Below are 22,335 nucleotides of genomic sequence, written 5' to 3' on the forward strand. Positions count from 1 at the left end.
AATACTCTATATCTCTTAAAAAAATAAGAGCTAAGATGCCTGGCCTTATCAGTTGAATGATGAAATTAGCAACGGCTTCTAATCTAGAAGCCCAGGAACTGCGTTGTGGCTTGAGTTAAGACTCCTGTGCCTAAAGACCTTTTATCCAGTATTTAACCCAGGCAGGGACCTCTCTTACTGTTGAGTAGATATCCCGTGGCTCATAGTAATCGGGGTAATAGCCACTTACTTGGGTAAACCCGGCATTTCGTAAGGAGAGTTTGCAGCGGGAAATGTGAAATTGCTGGCTAATAGCGACAACCCGTGTCTCTTTACTTAATAGTCTTATGGCATTTTTCGAGGTTTGACTGGAGGTGTTGCCCTGGCTGTCGACCAGCAGCTTGCTATCGGGTACCCCTGATTGCCTCAGGTACTGAGCCATCACCTTGGCTTCGTCAAATCCCTCACTGCCAATACCCCCGCTTACTAAGATACGTTTTATCAGCCCTTGGTTATAGAGTGTAAGGGCTGCATCGAGCCTTGCTTTTAAGCGCTGGGAGGGGAGGCCCGTATCTGGTTCAACCTTGTTGCCGTATACGACACCGACTTCGGAGTCATTTGGAAACGAAGTAGATGCATCAGCGTATAGCATCGCGATGCATAGAAGATAGGAGATTCCAATAAAAGGAAGAAGGTATCGTAGCATTTTCTTATCAAAAATGGATAAATTTATCGGAATGCTAATGCGGGACTTTTGCCATTGCAACTTGATTATTGTTTGCCTGGGAGTCAAATGGCTTGTGTTCAAGGGAGAATTTTTTCTGTATAGCTTAGTCGATAGCCTCGAACTGTTAGCTGGCTATCAGGTTACCTTTGATTCTCATTCGTAATCCAGGAACTTCGGCTTTGCAAAAGTGATAATATATCTGGATTTCAAAAGTCACTGAGTAAGTATGATAATTACTCCATAGTATTTACATCCTAAGCCCCCAGATCATTGTAGAGGTTTACAACTTGTTAAATGTATGGATATAAGCCATTTTCTTTTAAAAATGTACTTTTATCCAGGAAAGCGGTTTCAAAGTGATGGGGAACGTTCCCATTCTGTGATCTTGCTATCGTTTCCTGATTTTGATCCTGTTTACTATTCTCCCATTAGTTATCGCTCATTGTGTTGCTGCATAAGAGATCAGCCACGAATGGAAGCTACAAGTCTCTTTCTTCTAGTGTTTGGACACTCAAGTTTGTAGAAGAGGGGCATATAGGGTAAGGGAAATAATTATGGCGACTCTGACAATCACAAATCCAGAACAAGAAACCACCTATGACGGAGGAACAAAGGTTACCTTTTCGGCAAAGACGGATGCTTCAGATGTAGCGAAGATAGAGTACGTTAATAATGACAATGGCTCTTATATAGGTTCAGGAATGGCCCCCGATTATAAGTGTAACTATACATTACCTGGGGCTTCTGATAGTAAACAGACAGTTAATATCAAGGCCAAAGCCCTTCAGGCCAGTGGTAACTCTGTAGCTTCATCAGCTGTCACGATTTATGTAAATGCACAGATAAAAAAATCAGATCCTGATCTATCCAAGACAAAATGGGAAGGCGGAAAGCCCGCAGACGATAATGGTAATAAGCAGTGGGGCAGATTGCATAGTTCAGCTGGAAACTTAACGATCCTTGCAGAAAATAGCTGGTCTTTGAAGTTTGGTAACGAGTTTGGCTGGAATTTCGGTACTAAGTGGTATACCACGACCGGGATGCAGTGGGATGCCCGGGTTGGTGCTTTGGGAGTGATCGTTAATAGTGGGTGGGATGTATTTGGGACTTGGTGGCGTTGTCTGCAGTCTTTATATCATCTATATGTAATTAAAAAAGCAGACTACATAAAAATGTCAAAAATGGAGGCTGTAGTTGATGTTGCAACGTTAGGGATGTTTTCATCTGGAGCATGTGCTAATCAAGATCAATATACAGAGGCTAAACTTGATTTAATTGCAAGTAAACTAGAAAAAAATGAAATGGTAGTTAAGAGTAGTGATATGGTTGTTCGTCAATCTTTGGTTGAGGTTGAAGATCAAGAAGTATCAATTGAACAGAGTAATGTTTCTATGGGGCAGAGTGAAGTCGTGATTGAAGAAAATCAATCACTTGTATCAAGTGGAGCTGCTGGTATAAATGAATATGAGTGTTTTATTGATCAGATCGCATTAGGGATTGATGAAGGGCTAAGATTTTTTTGATTCAATTAATCTGACTGTTACGGATAAATATCACATATAAATGTTTTTGGCCATTCTGTCTAAAATTGACATGTTTAAATTATTAATTAACATTGTAATGTTTCAGGATGTATTGAAATGTTTTAAATAAGTGGATATATAGTGAGAATAATTAAAGGTTTACAATATGGATTATTAGTTACCCCTTTTTCTATCGCACGAAAAAATCGCTTGTCCGTCACTTTTCTCATTGGATTTGAATTAGGTGAAAGGGAGCAGACTCTTGATGAGCAGCAATTATGGAAACGACTTCACAAGGCTTTGGATGGCGATATTTTTGATGTGGGATTGCCTAAGATCACTGGTGAGTGGCTGATTAAAGGGGGAGCCTATCCGGTGGGAACCCCCCGGCCACGAGTTAGAGTTGGGGCAGGAGTTGGAGGCATCAACAAAGAGCTGGATATCTATGGCTCTCGTCAGTGGCTTCTTAGCGGTAAGACATCCGAGCCTTTGCCGTTTGCGCGCCAGCCTATTGAATGGGAGCAGGCTTTTGGAGGAAGGCATAGTGATCCTGTTTTGATTGATAAGATTGCTGAATCTGAAACTCCTAAGGATTTGACTCCCCCTTCGGTTTTTTATCCGGGTCAAATCCAGCTACACCGTAAGCAGAGAGTCTTACCCGCAAGTTTTGCCCAGCTTGGGATGGAACATCCTCAGCGACGCCAGTATCTGGGGACTTATGATGACAACTGGCTTAAAAATAACTGGCCGGGCTTTCCCGATGATTTTGATTTGCGTTACTTCAGCGTTGCGCCTGCCGATCAACAGTTGCCCGCTTGGATAGAGCCAGGATCTGAATACCACTTAGTGAATCTGCACCCCAAACGCTCTGAAATTACCGGGTATCTGCCAACCTGGAGACCTCGCGTTTTTACTGAGCAACAAGTTAAAGATAAAGAGATATTCAGTGAACTCAAGCTGCGCTGCGATACGCTGTGGTTTTACCCGGAGGTTGAGCTTGGGGTGATGCTGTATCGCGGGGTGATGGATGTCATTGATGATGAAGCACTGGATATTAAGACACTGGTATGTGGCTTTGAGGCCCCGGGAAGTGAGCCACTAGGGTGGGAGCACTATCTGGCAGAGTCTAAGAAGAGTCCTTCTGAGCGTTTAATGCCGCAGATGGCAGCAGTAAAAGCAGAAGCAGAGGAGCAAAAAGCTAAGGCAAAGTTACTAATGGCTCAGGGCAAGAAGAAGCTTGCCGATGTCCCTAAATTATTTCAGTTCAAGCTCGATCAAGTCAAAGGAAAAGTACCATCTCCGCGCCCCGGAATGCAGGATATCGGGCCTGTGATGAGCCAGATGCTTGATCAGAGAATTGAGCAACTTGTAAGTGCTAAACCCAGACTTTCTCAGTTTGCCAATGAGAAAACTTTAGCTAACTTGGATCGCTCTCACGCAAATCTTCTGAAGATGCGTAAAAAAGCGGGGAGTCAGCCAGCCAAGCTGGCCAGGGCTCAGCGGCAGATGCAGCAGATGATTACCCAGACGGAGCAACAGCTTGAGCAACCCTTAAAGCAGAGTCACGAACTTGCCAAACGTCCAGATATCATTGAGGCACAGCAACGTTTGACCAAGATGAGGGCTGAGTATTCAGAAATGTACGAAGGGCCAAAAACCTGGGCTGGACAAGCGAGTCGGTTGGTTGGGCTAGGGATTCTTAATAGAGCAAAATTTATCACGGCTCAGAGTGATCAACTGGGTTTACGCTCTATGAGTTGTCAACGCTACCTGATCGGTTATCTATCCAAGGCTGAGCCTTTTATTCCGCAAGAGTGGGAGTTAGATGAGCCAGCAGAACGTGATTATATCGGCCCGGGTTGGTTATTCTCCGAATATCAGAAAGATAAGTTCGTGGGTTTGACTGTAAGACCGGAGAGGCTGGATAACCGAAAGGGTGAGTATCGAGTACAGGGTAGTGGAGACCCAGTCTGGATCTCAGGGCCGGAAGAAGATGATGCTCCTGCAGTTGTAGTGGATGAGCAGCTGACCGCTTATCTATTAGCTCAGGATGTAGATGACTCGATACGGGTAGTATTAGCTGAATCATCTGACAGTGAAGGAGCTAAAAAAACATCAGAGGCAAATCCGCTGTTGATCCCGGTTGCTTTTAAGGATAGAGATGATGAGTCTCTCTTAGAGCCTTGGCTCAAGGTGAATCAGAGTGCAAAGCTTTGGCCTTTGCCTGAAGAGAGTGTATCACTCCATCAGTTTACCCGTGAGGGTAAGGATGCTCGTGATTGGCTAAAGCCATACCTGAGAGAAGATAAATCTGAAGCGCCATCCTATCAAGACTTTGAAAAAGCAATGAAGAAAAAGATGACTGGTGGGATGGAAATTGAAGATTATTTTGAGCATAAGCAGCAGCAAAATTTTGCGTTGATGGAGGAGAATTCTCACAAGATCTCCTCACCAAAAGGACGAGAGGATGCTCTAAAATCGGTGCAGGATCTCAAAAACAAATTTGCACAAGATAAGGTCAATCCTCAACAAATAGATACCATTGCTGCGATGCAAAAAGGCCATCAGCATGTCAAAGAAACCTGTGATAAGGTTGGTCAGCAATTTTCTGAACTAAGAGAGGCTGGTCATAAACTTCCTGAAAAGGAGGTTGGCAAGGCTTTGCAACGTAATCAGAGATTAAAAAATGCGATGCAGTCCATGCATGATGAGCTGCAACCTTTCGTCAAAGATATGCTGGATAAAAAGCCTGAGATTGATCAAAAGATAGCAGATCTCAAAAGCGATCCTAAATTGACTGCGATGAAATACCGTAAATTGACTCGCTCTGAGCTGGAGCAGGCTTATGCCAAAGGGGAGTCACTAAAACGTCTGGATCTTAAAGGGATGGATCTCAAAGGTATTAACTTAAGTGGTGCCGATCTGAGTGATTCAATTCTGCAAGATGCTGATTTTACAGGGGCTGATTTGAACGATTGCAAGCTTCACTCGGTGATTGCCGTGAAGATCAAACTCAATGGTTCTAACCTTGAGCGGGCTGACTTGACTAAGGCGATTATGAATGAGGCTGAGCTCAATCAATGTCATGCTGAGGGAGCTATTTGGGATAGGGCCTTACTCAAAGAAGCGAAATTTACTGGGGCAAACCTTAAACAGGGGCGATTTTTCCGAACCCTCTTGGAAAGAGCTGAGCTCAATAATACTCATTTAGAACATGCGGATCTAAAGTCTGTTTATGCCTTGAAAGCAAATCTAGAGGCAAGCAGGTTAAATGGTAGTCAGTTGGAAAAAGCTGTAATGCTCAATGCGATACTTTCAGGTGCTGATTTTCGTGATGCAAAGGGATTTGAAGCGAATATGTGGGGAGCACAAGCCCAGGAGGCTGACTTTCGTAAAACTTTTCTCCCCAAACTACGTTTAGGTCCTGCGAAATTACACAAGGCTAAATTGCAGGGGAGTCAGATGCAGTATCTGAATCTAATGGGGGGAGATGCCAACCTTGCAAATTTTGAGGGGGCAGCTCTGGATAGAGCTTACATGGATAGTGCCAAATTGACTCAATGCAATCTAAGAAATACCGATATGTCATGGGCTAATTTAACCTGTTGTAATCTGGAAGGTGCGGATCTCAAAGGTGCTGATTTGATGTATGGGAGACTGAAGAAGGTCCGTATGACTGGTGCGGATCTAACAACGACTAACTTTTTCGGTGCAGACCTCACAAAGTTAGTGTTGGGTAAAGCTAAACTCAGTGGCACCAACTTCAAGCGAACGGTGTTGGCTGGGCAAGGACACATGGTTGAGGAGATCAATCAGGAGGTCGTTGATGAACCGGCTTGAGCTAGATAAACATTTAACTAAGATTCCGGTTGTGAGGGATGAGTCATTTATTAGTGGGGACTTAGTTTCTCTAGTCTGCAGTAAGGGAGTATTTGAGAATTGTGACTTTACGGGGGCTAATTTATCTCTCTCTGAGATGACAGGAACAATCTTTCGTAACTGTAATTTTCATCAGGCTTTATTAACAGGTGCAGACCTGAATCGCTGTATATTTCAGAGCTGTAACTTATCTGAAAGTTGCCTCCAGAATGTCCAGATATCTTCTGCTTTATTTAAAGGTTGTGATCTTACAAAAGGTGATTTGAAAGCCGTTCATGGTAAAAGCACTATCTTTGAAAACAGTGAGCTTGGTGACACGTACTGGAAGGGGAGCTACTTAAGAAAAAGTATCATATCTAAATGTGATCTTAACAGGGCACAAATCTGTGATGTAGAGTTGGATAGCTGTGTGTTTACTGAGTGTTTGCTCTATAACGTTTCTTTTCATGGCAGCTTATTAAAAGGAGCCTATTTAGCTAAACTTGACCTACGCAGTTTGAGTCTTCGAAATGTGCGACTCTATGCGGCTAAATTCGATTATTGCAATATGCAGAATATGGATCTGAGCCGCCTCGAATTTGAGTACTGTAGCTTTATTGGAACTAAGCTCAATGGAGCCAATCTTTATGGTGTTAAAGCTGCTTATGGACGCTTTGAAGAAGCAGATTTTAGTGATACATGTTGTATTAAAGCAGACTTCTCATGTGCGAATTTTGAAAAAGCTAATTTTTATCAGACCGACTTCTCTGCGTGCCAATTTAAAATGGCCCAGATGAAATATATAGTCGCAGAAAAAACGTCTTGGTCTCGAGCCGTTTGTTGTTATGCAGACTTTTCCTATGCAAGGTTAACAAATATTGATTTTAGCATGGCTAATTTAGGCCGGGCACGCTTTCATCGCTGCCAGCAAGAGAGAGTCACTTGGAAGGGGGCAAATAGAGTTGGTATGACCTGGAGTGATGAAGAGTTACTGGAAGCAGAAACATGGGATTTGAGAAGAGTTGAAACAACGGGAAATTGAATATTTTTATCAGGAGTATATAAGATATGCCATTAGCAAATGCTTCTCCTGCAGCTAAGCAAATAGCGCCGGGAACAGATGTATGTAAAGCACCAGCAGTGCCTGCACCTTTGCCGGTTCCTTGCCCAAATATGGCTCAAAAAGTTATGTCGACTTCATATCCAAAGGTATACATAGAGGAATTCCCTATGACCCCTATGATGACTATGGTTCCTATCTCAAGTGGAGATGAAGCTGGAATTTTAGGAGGGGTTGCTATCCCTATGGATATGGGGTTTAGTATGCATACAGTTCCAAAGCCAAATGTTATAACACCCCTTGGGCCTGCAGTGGATGATTTAAAGGATATAGCAATACAAAATGGGGGGAATACAAGGGGAATGAACATCCCTGGTCAATTTAAGGTATTCAGTAAGAACTGATACTGAGGTGTATGAGTGGAATCTGGTAACTTGATAGTTTAGCTATTGAATTTTTCCTTTTCTTAAGAGCAAATGGGTTAGAGCGCAAGGGAACGTTCCCATTTTGTGATTCACTTAACTGTCATATTCATGATTTAGGATTATCATCTGTCCCATTAAGGGGGAGGCGTAGCTGTATTTGCTCCATTTGGAGCCATGTTAAGAAAATGTTTGGTTGCAGGGCCACAGAAATTTATAATTGCGTTCTCACAGCTCGGCAGCAGGAGTATAATCGCCGGGACTGGCTCCAAGCATAGGGACAGATGATGCGTGTAGTTAAAAACCTTCAGCAGGGGTTGCTGTTTACTCCGTTTTCATTGGCGCGCCAATCCAGATTGGCGGTCACCACCTTGGTTGCCTTCGAGCTGGGGGAGCACGAAACTCTCATCGATGAGCAGCAGCTATGGAACCGGGCCTTTGAGGTGCTTGACGGTGAGTTGCTTGATGCCGGGCTTCCCAAGGTCAGAGGGGAGTGGTTGATCAAGGGAGCCGCTTATCCGGGTGAGAAGGCTCGCTCCAGGGTAAGGGTCGGTGCCGGTGTTGCCGACTGCAACAAGGTGCTGGATGTTTACGGTCCCCGCCAATGGCTGAGTAATGGTAAGGCGAGTGATCCGCTACCATTTGAGCGTATCCCTCTCGAGTGGACCTATGCAGTCGGAGGCGTCGCCAAAGATCCAATTCTGAATGATCCATTGCTTGAGGCCGAGCCCTCTCAGGATCTGCTACCGGCTTCTATCTTCTATCCATCCCATATTCAGACCCTGCGTAAGCAGAAGATCCCTGCAGCGGGCTTTGCCCAGCTGGGAATGGAAGATCCGGCCCGCCGCCAGTACCTTGGAACCTATGATAGCCACTGGCTCAAAAATAACTGGCCCGGTTTTCCCGACGATTTTGATCTGCGTTACTTTAGCGTAGCCCCTGCCGATCAACAGCTTTCGGGTTGGGTTGAGCCCGGCTCCGAATATAACCTGGTCAATCTTCATCCGGAGCGAGCAGAGATCACCGGACACCTGCCAACCTACCGGCCACGCGCCTTTATTAAACACCAGGTTAAAGATAAAGAGCACTTCAGTGAATTGGGCCTGCGCTGTGATACCGTCTGGTTCTTGCCCGATGCCGGGATGGGAATAATGTTGTATCGCGGGGTAATGGATGTCCTCGATGATGAAGCCCTGGATGTGAACGAGATCGTATTGGGTCTTGAGGCTCCGGGAAGTGAGGCTCTGGGCTGGGAGCATTACCTGGCGGAGTCTCAAAAGTCTCTGGCGGAGCGGATGGCTCCCGAGACCATGGCCGTTGCTGCAGAGGCTCAGGAAAAAATGGCCGAGGGCAAAAAGCTGCTGGCCCAAGGTAAAAAGCAGATCAGCGATATTCCCAAACTCCTCAACTTTAAGCTGGATCAGATCAAAGGAAAGACGCCATCACCGCAGATGAGCATGATGGATATGGGGCCGGCGATGAGTCGTCAGCTCGATGGACATGTGGAGCGTTTGCTTTCGATGAAAAGCTGGCTCAAGACCCAGCCGGTGGATGATAAGGCTCTGGCCTCAGTCGATAATGCTCATGCCAGCCTCCTCAAACAGCGCACCCGCATGGGCGCTTTGCCGGCAGAGCTTGCCAAGCAAAAACAAGAGGCCCAGCAGCAGATTGCCAAGGCCGAGCAGCAACTCAATCAGCAGATGACCCAGCTGCCGCAGCTGCGCCAGCACCCTAATGTCATTGAGGGGATGCAGAATCTTGAAAAGATGAAGGCTGAGTATGCCCAGATGTTTGAAACCCCAAAAACCTGGTCTGCTCAGGCCAGCCGCTTGGTGTGCCTGGCACAGCAGGGGCTTTCGAATAAGCAGGCTGAGTGCGATGAGTTGGGTTTAAGACCCATGAGCTGCCAGCGCTATCTCATCGGATATCTGGATAGGGCACACCCATTTGAGCCGGAAGATTGGCAACTCGATGAGCCCGCCGAGCGGGAGCATATAGGCCCGGGTGGCTGTTTCCCGAATACCGGGAAGGAGAGTTTACCGGTCTGACGGTTCGCCCTCATGGTTTGGATGATGGGTCGGATGAGTACCGGGTCCAGGGGAGTGCAGACCCCTTTGGAGCTCAGGCCCACCAGAGCAGGATGCTCCGGCTCTGGTGGTCGAAGATCAGCTGACGGCATATCTGCTTGCTCAGGATCTGGATGATTCGCTGCATGTGATGCTGGCTCCAACCCCTGAGAGTGAAGGGGCCGCTGAGCTTGCACAGGCGAATCCTTTACTCATACCTGCCTCTTTCTCAGAGAGCCGGGATGGTGAACGATTGGCTCCCTGGGCCGGGCTCAATGAAGCCGCCAGGCTCTGGCTGCTGCCCGAAGAGAGTGAGTCCTTAACTCAGTTTACCCGGGATGGAAAAGATAGCCGAGACTGGCTCAAGCCTTACCTTAGAGATGAAGAGCTCAAGGCCCCGATCACAGCGATTTTCGCAAGGCGATGCTGGAAAAGCACACCGGAGGGTTGGAGGTTAAAGAGTATATCCAGCAGCAGATGGAGCAGGGGCTTGTTGAGGCTCAGCAGCATATTCAGAAGATGCCGGATGGCAAGTCTCAGGAGGTTGCGCTCAAGGGGCTGTCTGAGCTTAAAGGCAAATACCAGCAGGCGTTGAGCCAGCCCCCTAAGCCCAGTAACCCGGCCGAAACCTTTAAAGAGCTCCGTGCCCAGTTGAATGAGGCCTGCCGTAAGGCTGAGAGTCAGAGCAGCGGGATCAAAACACCGCTGCCGGCCGATGCGCAACAGAAGATCGCCAGCGGCATGGACAACCTTGCCGGCTTTAAGCAGAAAATGCTGGCAACCCTGGATAAGCTGGAGCCGCTGGCGATGGAGGCTCCCAAAAAGATTGAGGAGGCGAAACAGCAGGCCGAGGCTCTTAAAAATGACCCTAAACTTGCCCAGATGAGTTTTCGTAAACTGAGTCGCCCTGAGTTGGAGCAGGCTTATGCCAGGGGGAGTCACTTAAACGCCTTGATCTCAGTGGTCTGGATCTTCAGGGGATCAAGCTGCAAAACGCTGATCTTTCCGGCTCACTGCTTCAACAGACCGATTTTAGCGGGAGCGATCTTAGTGGGGTCAGCCTGCGCTCAGCGATCGCCAATAAAATTAACCTCAGTGAAGCCAACCTTGAAGGTGCCGATCTGAGTAAGGCGATGATGCCCGAGGCACAACTGGCCGGTTGCAGGGCCAGGGGCGCCGTGTGGGATAGTGCACTGCTTAAAGGCTCGGATCTCAGTGGTGCGGATCTTCGAGAGGGACAATTTAATAAGGCCCTGCTTGAGAGTGCCAATCTTGATGAGGCATCTCTGGTGAGAGCGGATCTGAGCTCTATGTACGGGATCAACGCGCAATTGAATGGCTGTGATCTGCGAGAGAGCAGGATGGAGCAGGTGGTTTTGAATAATGCACAGCTTCGAGGGAGCAAGCTGCAAAATGTCCAAGGCCCCAAGGCTTGTTTGTGGGGGGCCGACCTCCGCCAAGCCAACTTTTCAGGTTCTAAGCTGTTTAATGTGCGCTTTGGGCCGGCCAGGCTCGATAGTGCGCAATTGGCAGATTGCGATCTCAGACGGATGAATCTTCTCCAGGCCCAGGCTCATCAGGCTAACTTTACAGGCTCCAAAATGAATGAAGCCCTGGTCAATGATTCAGTGCTGACCCAGTGTGATCTCAGTAAAGCAACGCTGCGGCGTAGCCACCTGGCCCGCTGCGATCTGGAGGGTGCCGACCTGCAGGGAGCGGATATGATGAACTCACGCCTGACTAAGGCCCGTCTGGTGGGAACCGATCTCAGGGGAGCGAATCTCTACTGCGCCGAAGTCACTAAGTTGGTGATGGGGGAGACCCGGCTGGCCAGAGCGAATCTGGATTGCACCAGTTTAGAGCGACGTGAACATCTGGTGGAGGAGATCAATCATGAACCGCAATGAGCTGCAGCAGCATCTGAAACGCTCGCCGATCATCAAAGACCAGATGTTCTGTGGTGAGGATCTCAGCGCCCTTGCCTGTGACAAGGGGATCTTTGAGAACTGCGATTTTTCGCAGAGCCTGCTGTTGGGAGCCCGCTTGCAGGGCAGCATGTTTCGTAATTGTCAGTTTGATCAGGCCCAGCTCGATGGGATTGATCTAAAGCACTGTGTGCTTGAGGAGTGCACTCTTAACCAGGTGACTCTGACCGGAGCTCAGCTCGCCTCCGCCCTGATTAAGCGTTGCCAGTTAACGGGAGCCCAGCTCAACGGAGCTCAGTGCCGCAATACCCTGTTTGAAGAGTGTGATCTCAGTGATGCCTCTATCTTGCAGGCGCAGCTTCAAAAAAGCCTGATCACTAAGTGCACACTAAAAGAGACACAGCTGTGTGATAGTCTGATTGAGTCCTGTATTCTGTCTGAGTGTGAACTGACGGGGCTCAACCTTCAGGGAAGCTTTCTGGATAAGAGTTACCTGGCTAAGCAGGATTTGCGGCAGGTGAAACTCAGGGGGGCTCGCCTGTACGCCAGTAAATTCAATGAATGCCAGATGCAACAGATGGATCTGAGCTCACTGGATATGCCGAACTGCTGTTTTATCCAAAGCCAGTTGGAGCGGGCCAATCTCAACAAAGCCCAGGTGCCCTATGGGATCTTTCAGGAGGCTGACCTCACGGGGGCATCCTTGAACCAGACACAGCTAGCCTGTAGCAACTTTGATCAGGCGAAGCTGGATGGGGCTGATTTCACGGGCAGTAACCTGAACATGTCGGTGATGACCTCGGCCGAGGGACAGTCGGTGACCTGGCGTGATTGTGATTGTAGTTACAGCGACTTCTCATATGCCAGGCTGAGCGAGGTTGATTTTGGTCAGGCGAACCTGAGCCGGGCGCGTTTTCACCGAAGCGAACTGGATCAGGTGAATTGGCAGGGGCCCGGCGCATCGGGATCCAATGGAGTGATGAGAAATTACTAAAGGCCGAAACCTGGTCTTTGAGGAGATAGATATGATGGAAAATATTGCACCTAAGCCGATCTCAGAGCCAACTCTTGAGGCGATGCAAACGGGAATGATCACAGGGATGGCACAGGGATGTTTTGAGGTGAGTTGCGGCGATGAAGTTTGGCTGGCCCGGGCTGCGGCCAGTTGCCTGCTGGCACCTGAGCTCGGCGATCAGGTCCTGCTGGCCCGCGCCGAACAGTGTTGCTGGATCCTGGCAATTTTGCAGCGTGAGACCAGCAGCCAATATCTGATGCAGGTTGAGGGATCCCTCTCGATTAAGGCCCGTGATACGCTGGAGCTCCAGGGAGAACGCACCCTGGGACTGCACTCTGCCGGCGAGACCCGAATGGTGAGCGAGCAGTTGAGCCTGGATACCAACAGTGCCGAGATGCGTTGTCAGAGTGTTGGTCTGATCGCCCGGATGGCTCGGGTCAGCCTGGGAACCTTCAGCCAGGTCGCCGAGCGACTGGAGCAGACCATAGAATCTGTTATCGCCCGCATCGGTCAGAACTTTCGGATTGTTCGCGAGCATGATGAACAGCGCAGTGGCAGTCACCGCCACATGGTGGAGGATACCCTCACCATAGAGGCAAAGAACTGCACTCAGGTTGCAGAGCAGCATATGACCATTGATGCCGAAAAAATTCACCTGGGCTAGGAGCAAGGGATGAGTGCACCGCTTTTTTACGCAAATAATCTGATGGGAATGCGGATTTCCCCGCTGGATGTTCAGCTGGTTCCTCCTTTTATGACACCAACCCCCTTTCCAAATGTGGATACCAATGCCATGTGCAACCCGGGTACCCTCTGCATGAAAGTGGTGATGGTGGGAGGCTTTGTGCAAACTCTGGCGACCATGAAGCCGATGACCCAGGGCTCTCCCCTGATCGGTTCGATGGATGGGGCTCCGGGGATGGGGCCGGCACAGAACACGGATGGCAGCATGAAGGTGTTTTATGAGGGAATGCCGGGTCACGGTGCGATGAACATGCGGATGAAAAACCTCACCAATGTCCCACCGCAACCCGTCATTCCGGATGCAGGATTTCAGACCAAGGTGATGGGGATGAGCTAGGTTGTAGCGATTTGACGCAACGGAGTGTGAATTTTATGAGACGCATAATGAAATTCTTGCTGCCTGTTCTGGTGGCAATCATTCTGGCGGGGTGCTCCAGCTCCCCGTCGGACTCTACAGCCGGAACGCCACAGCCGGTTACAAGTCCTGATCAGATCAAGTGGGACTGGCAGCCCGATGCCCTGGAGCTGACCCTGGATTCAAGCAAACAGCTCAACTGGTATGACGGCCAGTCACACAGCCTGATGCTCTGCATGTACCAGCTATCGGATATGGCAAGCTTCAATGAACTGAGTAAGACCCAGGGGGCCGTGATAAGCTCCTGGAGTGTCAACACTTCAGCGGCACCGTGACCTACCAGTATCGGCTGTTTGTTCAGCCCGGAGAGTATTCAGGCCAGACCTTTGCCCGTTATCCCAATAGTCGTTTCGTGGCCCTGGTCGCCGGTTATCAGGGCAACAGTGGTCAGAAGATCATCATCAGTGAGCCTTTCCCGGTTGAACACACCACCTCGGGTATTTTGTTCTGGACTAAATCGCAATATCAGCCGGGAAAACTGAGTATGCGGCTGCGTCTTGGAGCCCAGTCACTGCAGAAAAGCAGCCAATAGCATGATTAGGAGAATGAAGTGAACAGAAATGCCCCTCTTTATTGGCATCAGGGATTGCTGTTGCAGCCACAACATTTTCAACTGGAATCACAATATCATCAGGCCCATGTGACTCGTATTACTCAGCTCCTTGGCAATGACAGCTGGGGGGTGAATAGCCTGACGATTCATGAAGATGCCCTGGCGGAGAAGCGGCTGGTGGTGAGTGAGGGAGAGCTGCTGTTTCCCGATGGCAGCCTGTGCTCAATCCCTGAGTCTGCGAGTGTCTCCAGCCGCCAGTTTGATCATGCCTGGGTCGAAACCGGCCAGCCCTTCACCGTCTATCTGGGGCTTCGCCAGTGGCAAACCCAGGGGAGTAATGTGGCCGAGGTAGAGGCTGGCGCCAGCGGTGCCGAGCTCGATAGCCGCCTCATCACAGACTTAGATCCCCACACTGTGCCGGATCTCTATGGCCAGGGAGCTCCGGGACAGGCGCGGCAGATGCGCTACCTGGTGAAGATCTTCTGGGAGAGCGAGGTGGAGCAGGCTGGAGATTATCAGCTGATCCCGATCGCCCGCCTGGAGCGCGATGGCCCGAATATCCGGCTGTGTGAGCGGTTTGTGCCGCCGCTTTTGAATGTGCAACAGTGGCCGGGACTGCGCTTTTTGCTGACCGATCTTAGGGATCAGATGGTATCACGGGCGCGTCAGGTGGAGCGCTTTAAGCAGCCCGGCGAGCGGATGCTCGAAGAGGGGCAGTTTGATGTGGGACTGATGCTGGCGATCCAGGCCCTCAATCGCTGTGCCTGGCGGGTTCAGGATCTGGTGGAGACCCCCGTGGTGCATCCGCGGCTGATGTGGTCCTCCCTGTGCTCTATGGTTGCTGAGCTCAGCAGCTTCGTGATGGATCTGTCGGTGGCCGGGGAGCCGGGAACCGACCGTTGGCCCGAATACGATCACTGCCGGCTGGCCCAGGTGTTTGATCAGCTGCAGTATCAGCTCAAGCGAGCGCTGCGGGGGATCATAGTCGGTCCCGAGTATGTGGTGCGTCTTGAGAAGCAGCAGGGGATCTGGAGCTGTGAGCTTGAGGAGCGGGCGCTGTCGGGCGAATTCCGTTACTGGCTGCTGTTTCGTGGTTGTGAGCGGGAGAAACTGCTGGGTGATCTGGGTCGCATGGTCAAGCTGGCTTCGACCGAGGGACTGACCGCCCTGATGGCGCGGGCGGTTTCCGGGATCCCCCTGACCCCTCAGGAGAGCACCCCTCATGGTCTGCCCTATGTGGAGGCGGGCCTTTATTGCGAGATCGACAAGGAATCGCCGCTGTGGCAGCAGGTCTGTGATAGCCGCAGGCTGGGCCTGTATTGGATGAGCCCGGAAGAGGGACAGGTGACCCTCTATATCACCCGAGGATAGTTATGGTTTTATTGGGAATTTATCAGCCATTTATGGCGGCGGTGTCCCTGGTGGCCGAAGGCAAGTGCCAGCTGGAGAGCGCCGCGATCGGTGACTGGCTGGAGGAGCTGCGCGAGCAGACCAGCGCTCAGATCGGGCGTCTGCGGGGTGCCAGTGAGTGGCAGGGGGATGCGGATTTTGCGGTGTACGCCTGGGCCGATGAGATGTTGCTGCTCTCAGAGTGGGGAGTAGCCCAGGGGTGGCAGCCACTGCAGATGCGCTTTTTCGGGACCAACTGCGCCGGAGAGGAGTTTTTTGTCAGGCTTGATAGCCTTCTGGCAGGGCACCGCAAGCAGCAGACCAATCCGGCACAGCTGGCGGTGGTGACGGATCTGCTGTCTATCTACGGGGCTTGTCTGGCCAGTGGCTTCAAGGGGCGCTTTTACCATGAGGGAGAGGCGCACCTACAGCAGGTTCGCCGTGAAATCGATGAATGCCTGGGACACGAGGAGCAGGAGACTCTGTTTGATGTGCTGCATGAGAATCCGACCAGCTCACGCAAGCGAATTAAGGCGTGGCACTGGATTGATCCACTGGGGATCGCGCTGATCATCGGGGCATTGATTGGGACCCTGGTGGTGTTTTTGGTCTATCACGATCTATTGGTGACTGAGCTGTTGAATTGGCCCGGATAGAGGGATTGGAGAGCCAAATGCGTAAGTTTTTTTGGGGTTTGCTGAAGTGGCTGCTGCTTTGCCTGGTCATTGCCGCGGTTGCCGGCGGCGTTTATTACCTGGTTGAGATCTATCACTGGCCCTGGTGGGGAGGAGCAACCCTGCTCTCGGCGATTGCCGGTGTTGTGGTGCTGGTGATCGTGCTGCGTCGCTACATGCTGCGTTATCGGGAGAAGCAGTTTGTGGAGCGGGTGGTGCAAAGCGATGCCCGGCGCATCGCTGAAGCCGAGCAGGTCAGCAAACTTAGGTATCAGGAGCTGCAACAGCGCTGGCTGGATGCGGTCAAAATGCTCAGAGGCTCCAAGCTCAACCAGCATGGAAACCCCCTCTATACCCTTCCCTGGTATCTGGTGTTCGGTGAGTCGGAGTCAGGAAAGACCAGTGCGATCACTCATTGTGGTCTCACTTCGGTACTCTCCAAGGTGGGCCCCGAATCGGGGATGACCTCGACCCGAAATTGTGACTGGTGGTTTTTCGAAGAGGCGGTTGTCCTGGATACCGCCGGACGCTATGCGGTACCGCTCAGCGAGCAGGAGGATGAGCAGGAGTGGCTGGATTTCCTGGGACTGCTGGCGAAATACCGCAGACAGGAGCCGGTGAATGGTCTGGTGGTGACAGTCCCGGCTGAGAAGCTACTCGCCGGGCAGGAGCAGGCGCTGCAGGAGTATGGACGCTATATCGGCGCCCGACTGGATCGCCTGGCCCGGGTCATCGGGGCCAGGATCCCCATCTACCTGGTGATCACAAAGGCCGATCAGATCTATGGTTTCGTGGATTATGCAAAACACCTGAGCGCGGAGAAGAAACGCCAGCCCTTTGGCTTTACCAGTGCCCAGCCTCAACCCGCCTCAGGGCTTATTCTGGCCGCCGTAGACGACATGGTGGCACGGCTTAATCAGCAACTGTTGCAAACCTCATCCGAGCATATTAACAGTGGGCGGCTCGCCTTTGCCTCAGAGCTGGGCCTGTTGGCAGAGCCTCTGAAGATGTTTTGTGACAGCGCCTTCGGCCACCAGAACTATCATGAGGAGGCGTTGCTGCGCGGTTTGTACCTGACCAGCGCCCTGCAACCCGTTGCCGCTAAGAGCCAGTGCCTTGAGCAAGCCGCAAGCTCACCGGCCAGTGAGGGCAGTGAAGGGCTGTTTTTGCACGATCTGTTTGCCCGGCTACTCCCGGGCGATCGGAACCTGTTTGAGCCAATTAGCGAATTTTTGCGCTGGCGAACCTTAACCAGCAATCTGTCGCTGCTTGTGGTACTGCTGGGTACCTTTGCCGTGGTTGGGGTGATGAGCCTTGGCTACATTGACAGTGAGCAGCAGATCCGAACTTTGCATCAGCAGCTGGTACGGACCGAGGAGAGCAAGGGCTCGGTGGAGCAGGAGATCATGTCTTTGCAGGCGCTGCAGCAAACCATGAGCCGGATCCATCGTGAGGAGTCCCAGTGGTATCTGCCGAAGATGACCCTGGAAAAGCCTGTGTATATCGCCCTGCAGCGGGCGCAACAGAGCTTTGTTAAACTGTTTGCGCAGCGGGTTCTCGCTCCGGCAAATGGTCAGCTGATAAGCCAGGTGAAGACCCTGGACTCAAAAAACTCCTCACAAGTTTCAATTGGAGATGCCGTGGATCATCTCTCATGGCAGCTTCAGGTGATCCACGCCCGGTTGGATGGCTCGGTGATGCCGGGGCTCAGTGGTTGGGCGCGTGGCAGTAAGGCGCTGGCCGGGGTGGATGTGGAGTATCAAAACGCCTTTGCGCTTCTGTATTCAGACTATGTTCTCTGGCTTGGGGATTCCCAGCTCCTTCAGGAGCTGGCGACCTCGACCCGGCAAAACCTGGCAATGTTGCTGACGACTCATAGCGATCTGAACTGGATCACTCAGTGGGCCAGTGACAAGATCCCTCCGGTGCGGGCGGCCAGCTTCTGGCAGTTGCCTTTGAGCAATCCGCTGGAAGTTCCCGGAGCCTATACGGAGCAGGGATATCGGCTGATCAGTATTTTGCTTCGTCAGATCCAGGTCACCAGTGGGGTGGCTGATATTCAGGATCGGATCAAACGTTTCAAGAGTTGGTACGCTCTGCGTTACCTCCAGCAGTGGAAGAGCTTTAACAGTAATTTTGTGGCCTCGGGGCAGAACCTGAGCTCAGCGGATCGCAAGATGGTTTCACTGACCCTGGATGGCCAGGATAACCCCTTTATCAGCCTGCAGCGCCGAACCCTGAAGGAGCTCAGTGTGATCGAAGGTCTGACAACGGTTGATCTTAGCTCACTCAAACTCTCTCAGGCGATCATCAATAGCTACTGGGCACATCAGGAGAAAGGGATCGTCAGTACCACAGAGCAGGGTCAACAGCTGATGGCGAGCGCCTTTGCCCAGGACTCAACAACAGACACCCAATACTTCACTCTGATGTCCAGTGGTGAGAAAGCCTATAGCCAGCTGGAGGATGGCCTGAGCAGCATGTTACCAACGGTCAACAGCGAGTCTGCGGCTGCACGGAGTATGGGGCAGTTATTCAGCTATGCGAGTCCTCAACAGGGGGCTGTTGCTGCGCACTCTGCGGTCCAGGAGCTGCATAAGTTATTAAGCAGTAAGCATAAGGCCCAGTCGATCAATGGTGCTCAGGTCTTTTTGAATATGTATCAATTTATCATGGATACCGAGTTGGATCTGGCGGCCTGCCATCTGCAAAATCAGTGGCAGAGCAATCTGTACGGGGTGCTCAAATATATTCCAACCGCAGAGCAGCGCAGTCGTCTGTTTTCTCAAAGTGGTTTGCTCACCAAGTTTCTGGAAGGGCCGGCGAAACCCTTTATTGAGCTTAAAGCGGATGGCTGGCATCCGGCCAGTTACAATGGGATGAGCCTGCCATTTAATCGGGACTTTTTCAGCTTTATTGAGCAGGGCTCCTACCTGCAAGCCGAGAGTAAAGATTCCTACTCGGTTCAATTTAAGGCGCTGCCGCTCAATGTAAATCCGGGAGCTAAGCAGAAACCTTTCCAGTCTAGCCTTATTCTGCAGTGTGCCGCAGGAGCGCAAACGCTGCAGAATTATAACTACCCGATAACTCAAAGCTTTACCTGGAAGCCGAAGAGTTGTGGGACCACCCGGTTGCAGATCGATTTCAATGGATTGGAGCTCACCCGGAGCTGGCAGGGATCCAAGGGATTTGAAAAGTTTTTGCAGGAGTTCCGTAGTGGTGAAGTGGAGTACACGCCCGCCGACTTCCCTGATCAGGCTCAGCAGCTGCAGGAGCAGGGGATCCAGTGGATCCGTGTGAAATATCAGATCTCAGGAGCGTATCCGGTGCTTTCTCTGGCACAGGGAGACAAGCTTGCCGTTCCGATGAAGATCGCTCACTGCCAGGGAGGCTTGAGTAGCTAATTATGACTTTGTTTAGAAAAGTACCCGTTATCTTTTTTGGTGTATGGTGTCTCGGTATCCTGTTGATCCTGGTGGTTGCGGTTCACGGGAGCCAGCGCTCTTTCGGTGAGCTCAGAGTGGGAACCATGATGCAGGAGGCGGTCAATCTATGCCATGGCCTGGTCGACTCAAAGCAGAGTAACGATATGTTTTCCGAGGGTTACAAGGGCTCCCAAAGCGACACGGTTATTTTACGCCATCAACTCTATCTGCCTGAGTCATCTGCACAGGCGAGTTTGTCTGGAGCAGCAAAGCCTCCTGTAAGTCAGGAAGCGAACTGATTGCGACAGGCTGTTGATCATCCTGCATCTCACAGGGCAGGATGATCTTTTTCTCAACCATCCCGCCTTCTCCGGATATAACCGCGCCGTCGTTATCAAAATGTTTCTGTCGATGAGCGCCAGGCTTTCACCTTGTTACATCAGACCCGGACCGATCGTCCCTTTGGGGAGATGGGAATGATGAGCTCAAGAATCTTTTGATTCTGTGGATCAATCAGGTCATCATATCTAGGCCTGAAGTACCGGCTTTTAGCTGTGCTCGTCGGTGTGGCACTATCGAAGTCTGATGATTGACTCCTTTGGACTGGCAGTGCTGTGGTTTCCCTGATTGAAGTGGCAGCTTGGATCTGGGGTGATGGCCATTGCATTGCTCGATAAACTTTACCGGCCGATGATCGCGGCGCTTACTCTCAATATGGTTGAGTACTTCAGGCTTCTTTCCTCACATTAGATCTTGACTGGCAGGGTGGTAAAGGCGGGTGATTGAGCAATATCTGCGACGGGAAAAACGTCGGCAGTGGTGGGTGTTGAGTGCATTGTGCCTGCTGCTGGTGATCATTTTTTGTGTCAATCTGGTTAGTGGTGCTTTTCCTGTTAGCTTACATCAACTCATCGAGGGGCTCAGCTCACTGCAGCGTCAGGTGTTATTTGAGCTCAGGCTCCCCAGGGCATTTATTGCGGTGCTGACCGGAGCCGGGTTGGCGGTTGCCGGTGCGGTGCTGCAGGTCCTGTTACAAAACCCGATTGCCGAGCCGGGATTGACCGGGATCTCGGGAGGGGCGAGCCTGGCGGCCGTGTTGGTGATGGTTGGACTGGGACATCATTATCTCCCCGGGTGGGCGGTATCGGCCGCCGCATTTTTGGGGGCTTTGGTGGTCACAGTGCTGATGATCAGCATGGCCCGCTGGCGTAAACTGGATACGGCCCGGCTGTTATTGCTTGGGATCGCGATCGGCATTCTTACCAATGCAGCGATGAGCTGGATCCTGTTTTTCTCTTCGGATCACTCGTTGCGTGAGATCCTGTTTTGGATGATGGGGAGTCTCTCCTATGGTCAACATCGATTGGCCTGGTGGTGGCTACCCTTCGTGTTGGTGCTCGGCTGGCTCTGTAGCCAGGGAAGTATTCTGGATCGCCTGATGCTGGGTGAGGAACAGGCCAGGTTACTGGGGATTGATATGGGGCGGGTCCAGCGGCGCCTCATCGTCGGCGTGTGTCTTGTGACCGGGTTCTCGGTGGCGATGGCCGGGGTGATCGGGTTTATCGGTCTGGTTGTGCCTCATTTGGTGCGGCTTGCTTTGGGAAATCGCCAGAGGTTTGTGCTTCCTGCCTCGGCCTTGCTGGGAGCCTGTCTGTTGCTGGCCGCCGATCTTGCGGCCCGAACTCTGCTCAGTGCCGGAGAGCTTCCCATTGGGGTGGTGACTGCAACGTTCGGGGCTCCGGTATTTATCTATATGTTGGTGCGTTCCAATGCTGTCAGTTAATCATCTCTGCCTGGACAAGCGTTTAAACCAGCTTAGCTTTGAACTGGCTCCGGGGGAGCTGGTTTGTCTGCTCGGGCCCAACGGCAGTGGCAAATCGTCGCTGCTGAGTTCCCTGTCAGGCTTGCTGACCGACTATCGGGGTGAGATCACTCTGGGCGCCCATGATCTGAGGGAGTATAGCCTGGCCGAGCTGGGACGGGTTCGTGCCATGCTACCCCAGCGGGCCCAAAGTTTTCTGTCGATGCCGGGCTTTCAGGTGATGGAGCTTGGGGCATCTTTGCTCGGTGTGCCACGCTCCCAGTGGTTGAGTGCGGCAGAGGAGTTGATTGAGCGCCTGGAGCTTGAGTCCCTGGTCACCCGGGATTTCACTCAGCTCTCCGGGGGGGAGCAGCAGCGGTTGCTGCTGGCTCGTACCCTGCTACAGATCTGGCCAACCCTTAACAACCAGGGGCAGCTGCTATTGCTGGATGAGCCTTTGACTGGCCTGGATCTCCATCATCAATGGATCGTTCTTAATCTTCTGCAGGAGCTCAGCCAACAGGGGATCTGTGTGGTGTTGTCGATTCATGACTTTAATCTGGCGCTACGCTTTGGCAAGCGACTGCTGATGCTTAAGCGTGGTGAGCTGGTGGCGGATGGTGCCCCCGGGATCCTGGATCGCGCCCTGCTTAAAAAGATCTTTGGGATTGAAACGGCTCAGGCCGAGATTGATGGATATGAGGTATTTATTCCGGTTGGAATGTAGGCTCTGCTGAACATGACGAGCAGAGCCTCTTT

Annotated in this window: 18 protein-coding genes and 2 pseudogenes; 19 read left to right on the top strand and 1 reads right to left on the bottom strand. The window is 51.2% G+C overall.

Features of this window, described 5'->3' with window-relative positions:
- Positions 1–130: 130 nt before the first annotated feature.
- Positions 131–745 carry a YdcF family protein gene (locus DB847_RS08925; protein WP_159084493.1) on the bottom strand — a complete coding sequence of 205 codons (615 nt, stop codon included), beginning with the start codon at positions 743–745 and terminating at the stop codon, positions 131–133.
- Positions 746–1,260: 515 nt separating this feature from the next.
- Here DB847_RS08925 and DB847_RS08930 point away from each other — a divergent pair.
- The 19 genes and pseudogenes from DB847_RS08930 (at position 1,261) to DB847_RS09015 (ending at position 22,303) form a co-directional block, all read left to right on the top strand.
- A complete protein-coding gene (locus DB847_RS08930; protein ID WP_108650367.1) occupies positions 1,261–2,229 on the top strand; it encodes an Ig-like domain-containing protein in 969 nt (322 codons plus the stop codon).
- A gap of 141 nt (positions 2,230–2,370) precedes the next feature.
- Positions 2,371–3,186: pseudogene (locus DB847_RS26615) on the top strand (DUF2169 domain-containing protein); the annotation flags it as partial.
- 195 nt (positions 3,187–3,381) lie between these two features.
- Positions 3,382–6,069, top strand: coding sequence for a pentapeptide repeat-containing protein (locus tag DB847_RS08935; protein WP_234418540.1), 2,688 nt, complete (start codon positions 3,382–3,384; stop codon positions 6,067–6,069).
- Entirely contained in the window at positions 6,056–7,129 is a 1,074-nt protein-coding gene (locus tag DB847_RS08940) for a pentapeptide repeat-containing protein (protein WP_108650369.1), read from the top strand. The genes DB847_RS08935 and DB847_RS08940 overlap by 14 nt, the downstream gene beginning before the upstream one ends.
- 26 nt (positions 7,130–7,155) lie before the next feature.
- Positions 7,156–7,551: a PAAR-like domain-containing protein gene (locus DB847_RS08945; protein WP_108650370.1), complete on the top strand. Its 396-nt coding sequence runs from the start codon at positions 7,156–7,158 to the stop codon at positions 7,549–7,551.
- Positions 7,552–7,856: 305 nt separating this feature from the next.
- Positions 7,857–9,617, top strand: a complete 1,761-nt coding sequence (locus DB847_RS08950) for a DUF2169 family type VI secretion system accessory protein (protein ID WP_159084495.1) — start codon at positions 7,857–7,859, stop codon at positions 9,615–9,617.
- Positions 9,618–10,621: 1,004 nt separating this feature from the next.
- Positions 10,622–10,729, top strand: a pseudogene (locus DB847_RS26620) (pentapeptide repeat-containing protein); the annotation flags it as partial.
- Between the two features lie 39 nt (positions 10,730–10,768).
- Positions 10,769–11,542: a pentapeptide repeat-containing protein gene (locus DB847_RS08960; RefSeq protein ID WP_108650373.1), complete on the top strand. Its 774-nt coding sequence runs from the start codon at positions 10,769–10,771 to the stop codon at positions 11,540–11,542.
- Positions 11,529–12,554, top strand: a complete 1,026-nt coding sequence (locus DB847_RS08965) for a pentapeptide repeat-containing protein (RefSeq protein WP_108650374.1) — start codon at positions 11,529–11,531, stop codon at positions 12,552–12,554. Before DB847_RS08960 ends, DB847_RS08965 begins: the two co-directional genes overlap by 14 nt.
- A gap of 31 nt (positions 12,555–12,585) precedes the next feature.
- Positions 12,586–13,239 carry a DUF3540 domain-containing protein gene (locus tag DB847_RS08970; protein ID WP_108650375.1) on the top strand — a complete coding sequence of 218 codons (654 nt, stop codon included), beginning with the start codon at positions 12,586–12,588 and terminating at the stop codon, positions 13,237–13,239.
- A gap of 9 nt (positions 13,240–13,248) precedes the next feature.
- Positions 13,249–13,656: a hypothetical protein gene (locus DB847_RS08975; protein WP_108650376.1), complete on the top strand. Its 408-nt coding sequence runs from the start codon at positions 13,249–13,251 to the stop codon at positions 13,654–13,656.
- Positions 13,657–13,703: 47 nt separating this feature from the next.
- The gene (locus tag DB847_RS08980; RefSeq protein WP_159084496.1) at positions 13,704–14,009 is read left to right on the top strand and encodes a type VI secretion lipoprotein TssJ; all 306 of its coding nucleotides are present in this window, start codon (positions 13,704–13,706) and stop codon (positions 14,007–14,009) included.
- On the top strand, positions 14,006–14,266 hold the full coding sequence (locus DB847_RS08985) for a hypothetical protein (protein WP_108650378.1): 261 nt from the start codon (positions 14,006–14,008) through the stop codon (positions 14,264–14,266). The genes DB847_RS08980 and DB847_RS08985 overlap by 4 nt, the downstream gene beginning before the upstream one ends.
- Positions 14,267–14,284: 18 nt before the next feature.
- Entirely contained in the window at positions 14,285–15,658 is a 1,374-nt protein-coding gene (tssK, locus tag DB847_RS08990) for a type VI secretion system baseplate subunit TssK (RefSeq protein WP_108650379.1), read from the top strand.
- A gap of 2 nt (positions 15,659–15,660) precedes the next feature.
- On the top strand, positions 15,661–16,332 hold the full coding sequence (locus tag DB847_RS08995) for a DotU family type IV/VI secretion system protein (protein ID WP_108650380.1): 672 nt from the start codon (positions 15,661–15,663) through the stop codon (positions 16,330–16,332).
- Between the two features lie 17 nt (positions 16,333–16,349).
- Positions 16,350–19,754, top strand: coding sequence for a type VI secretion protein IcmF/TssM N-terminal domain-containing protein (locus tag DB847_RS09000; RefSeq protein WP_108650381.1), 3,405 nt, complete (start codon positions 16,350–16,352; stop codon positions 19,752–19,754).
- A 2-nt stretch (positions 19,755–19,756) separates the two neighbouring features.
- Complete coding sequence (locus DB847_RS09005) at positions 19,757–20,074, top strand: hypothetical protein (protein ID WP_108650382.1); 318 nt, start codon at positions 19,757–19,759, stop codon at positions 20,072–20,074.
- A gap of 479 nt (positions 20,075–20,553) precedes the next feature.
- Entirely contained in the window at positions 20,554–21,558 is a 1,005-nt protein-coding gene (btuC, locus tag DB847_RS09010) for a vitamin B12 ABC transporter permease BtuC (RefSeq protein WP_199911780.1), read from the top strand.
- Positions 21,545–22,303: an ATP-binding cassette domain-containing protein gene (locus DB847_RS09015; RefSeq protein WP_108650383.1), complete on the top strand. Its 759-nt coding sequence runs from the start codon at positions 21,545–21,547 to the stop codon at positions 22,301–22,303. Before btuC ends, DB847_RS09015 begins: the two co-directional genes overlap by 14 nt.
- Positions 22,304–22,335 lie beyond the last annotated feature (32 nt).

It is taken from the genome of Dongshaea marina, assembly GCF_003072645.1.
GTDB classification, from domain to species: domain Bacteria; phylum Pseudomonadota; class Gammaproteobacteria; order Enterobacterales; family Aeromonadaceae; genus Dongshaea; species Dongshaea marina.

Excerpts from the sequence above, each read along its gene's own strand:
- DB847_RS08965 (WP_108650374.1), top strand. The coding sequence starts at position 11,529 with ATGAACCGCAATGAGCTGCAGCAGCATCTGAAACGCTCGCCGATCATC.
- DB847_RS08930 (WP_108650367.1), top strand. The coding sequence starts at position 1,261 with ATGGCGACTCTGACAATCACAAATCCAGAACAAGAAACCACCTATGAC.
- DB847_RS09000 (WP_108650381.1), top strand. The coding sequence starts at position 16,350 with ATGCGTAAGTTTTTTTGGGGTTTGCTGAAGTGGCTGCTGCTTTGCCTG.
- DB847_RS08950 (WP_159084495.1), top strand. The coding sequence starts at position 7,857 with ATGCGTGTAGTTAAAAACCTTCAGCAGGGGTTGCTGTTTACTCCGTTT.
- DB847_RS09005 (WP_108650382.1), top strand. The coding sequence starts at position 19,757 with ATGACTTTGTTTAGAAAAGTACCCGTTATCTTTTTTGGTGTATGGTGT.
- DB847_RS08970 (WP_108650375.1), top strand. The coding sequence starts at position 12,586 with ATGATGGAAAATATTGCACCTAAGCCGATCTCAGAGCCAACTCTTGAG.
- DB847_RS08975 (WP_108650376.1), top strand. The coding sequence starts at position 13,249 with ATGAGTGCACCGCTTTTTTACGCAAATAATCTGATGGGAATGCGGATT.
- DB847_RS08945 (WP_108650370.1), top strand. The coding sequence starts at position 7,156 with ATGCCATTAGCAAATGCTTCTCCTGCAGCTAAGCAAATAGCGCCGGGA.
- DB847_RS09015 (WP_108650383.1), top strand. The coding sequence starts at position 21,545 with ATGCTGTCAGTTAATCATCTCTGCCTGGACAAGCGTTTAAACCAGCTT.
- DB847_RS08935 (WP_234418540.1), top strand. The coding sequence starts at position 3,382 with ATGCCGCAGATGGCAGCAGTAAAAGCAGAAGCAGAGGAGCAAAAAGCT.
- DB847_RS08960 (WP_108650373.1), top strand. The coding sequence starts at position 10,769 with ATGATGCCCGAGGCACAACTGGCCGGTTGCAGGGCCAGGGGCGCCGTG.
- DB847_RS08995 (WP_108650380.1), top strand. The coding sequence starts at position 15,661 with ATGGTTTTATTGGGAATTTATCAGCCATTTATGGCGGCGGTGTCCCTG.
- DB847_RS08940 (WP_108650369.1), top strand. The coding sequence starts at position 6,056 with ATGAACCGGCTTGAGCTAGATAAACATTTAACTAAGATTCCGGTTGTG.
- DB847_RS08980 (WP_159084496.1), top strand. The coding sequence starts at position 13,704 with ATGAAATTCTTGCTGCCTGTTCTGGTGGCAATCATTCTGGCGGGGTGC.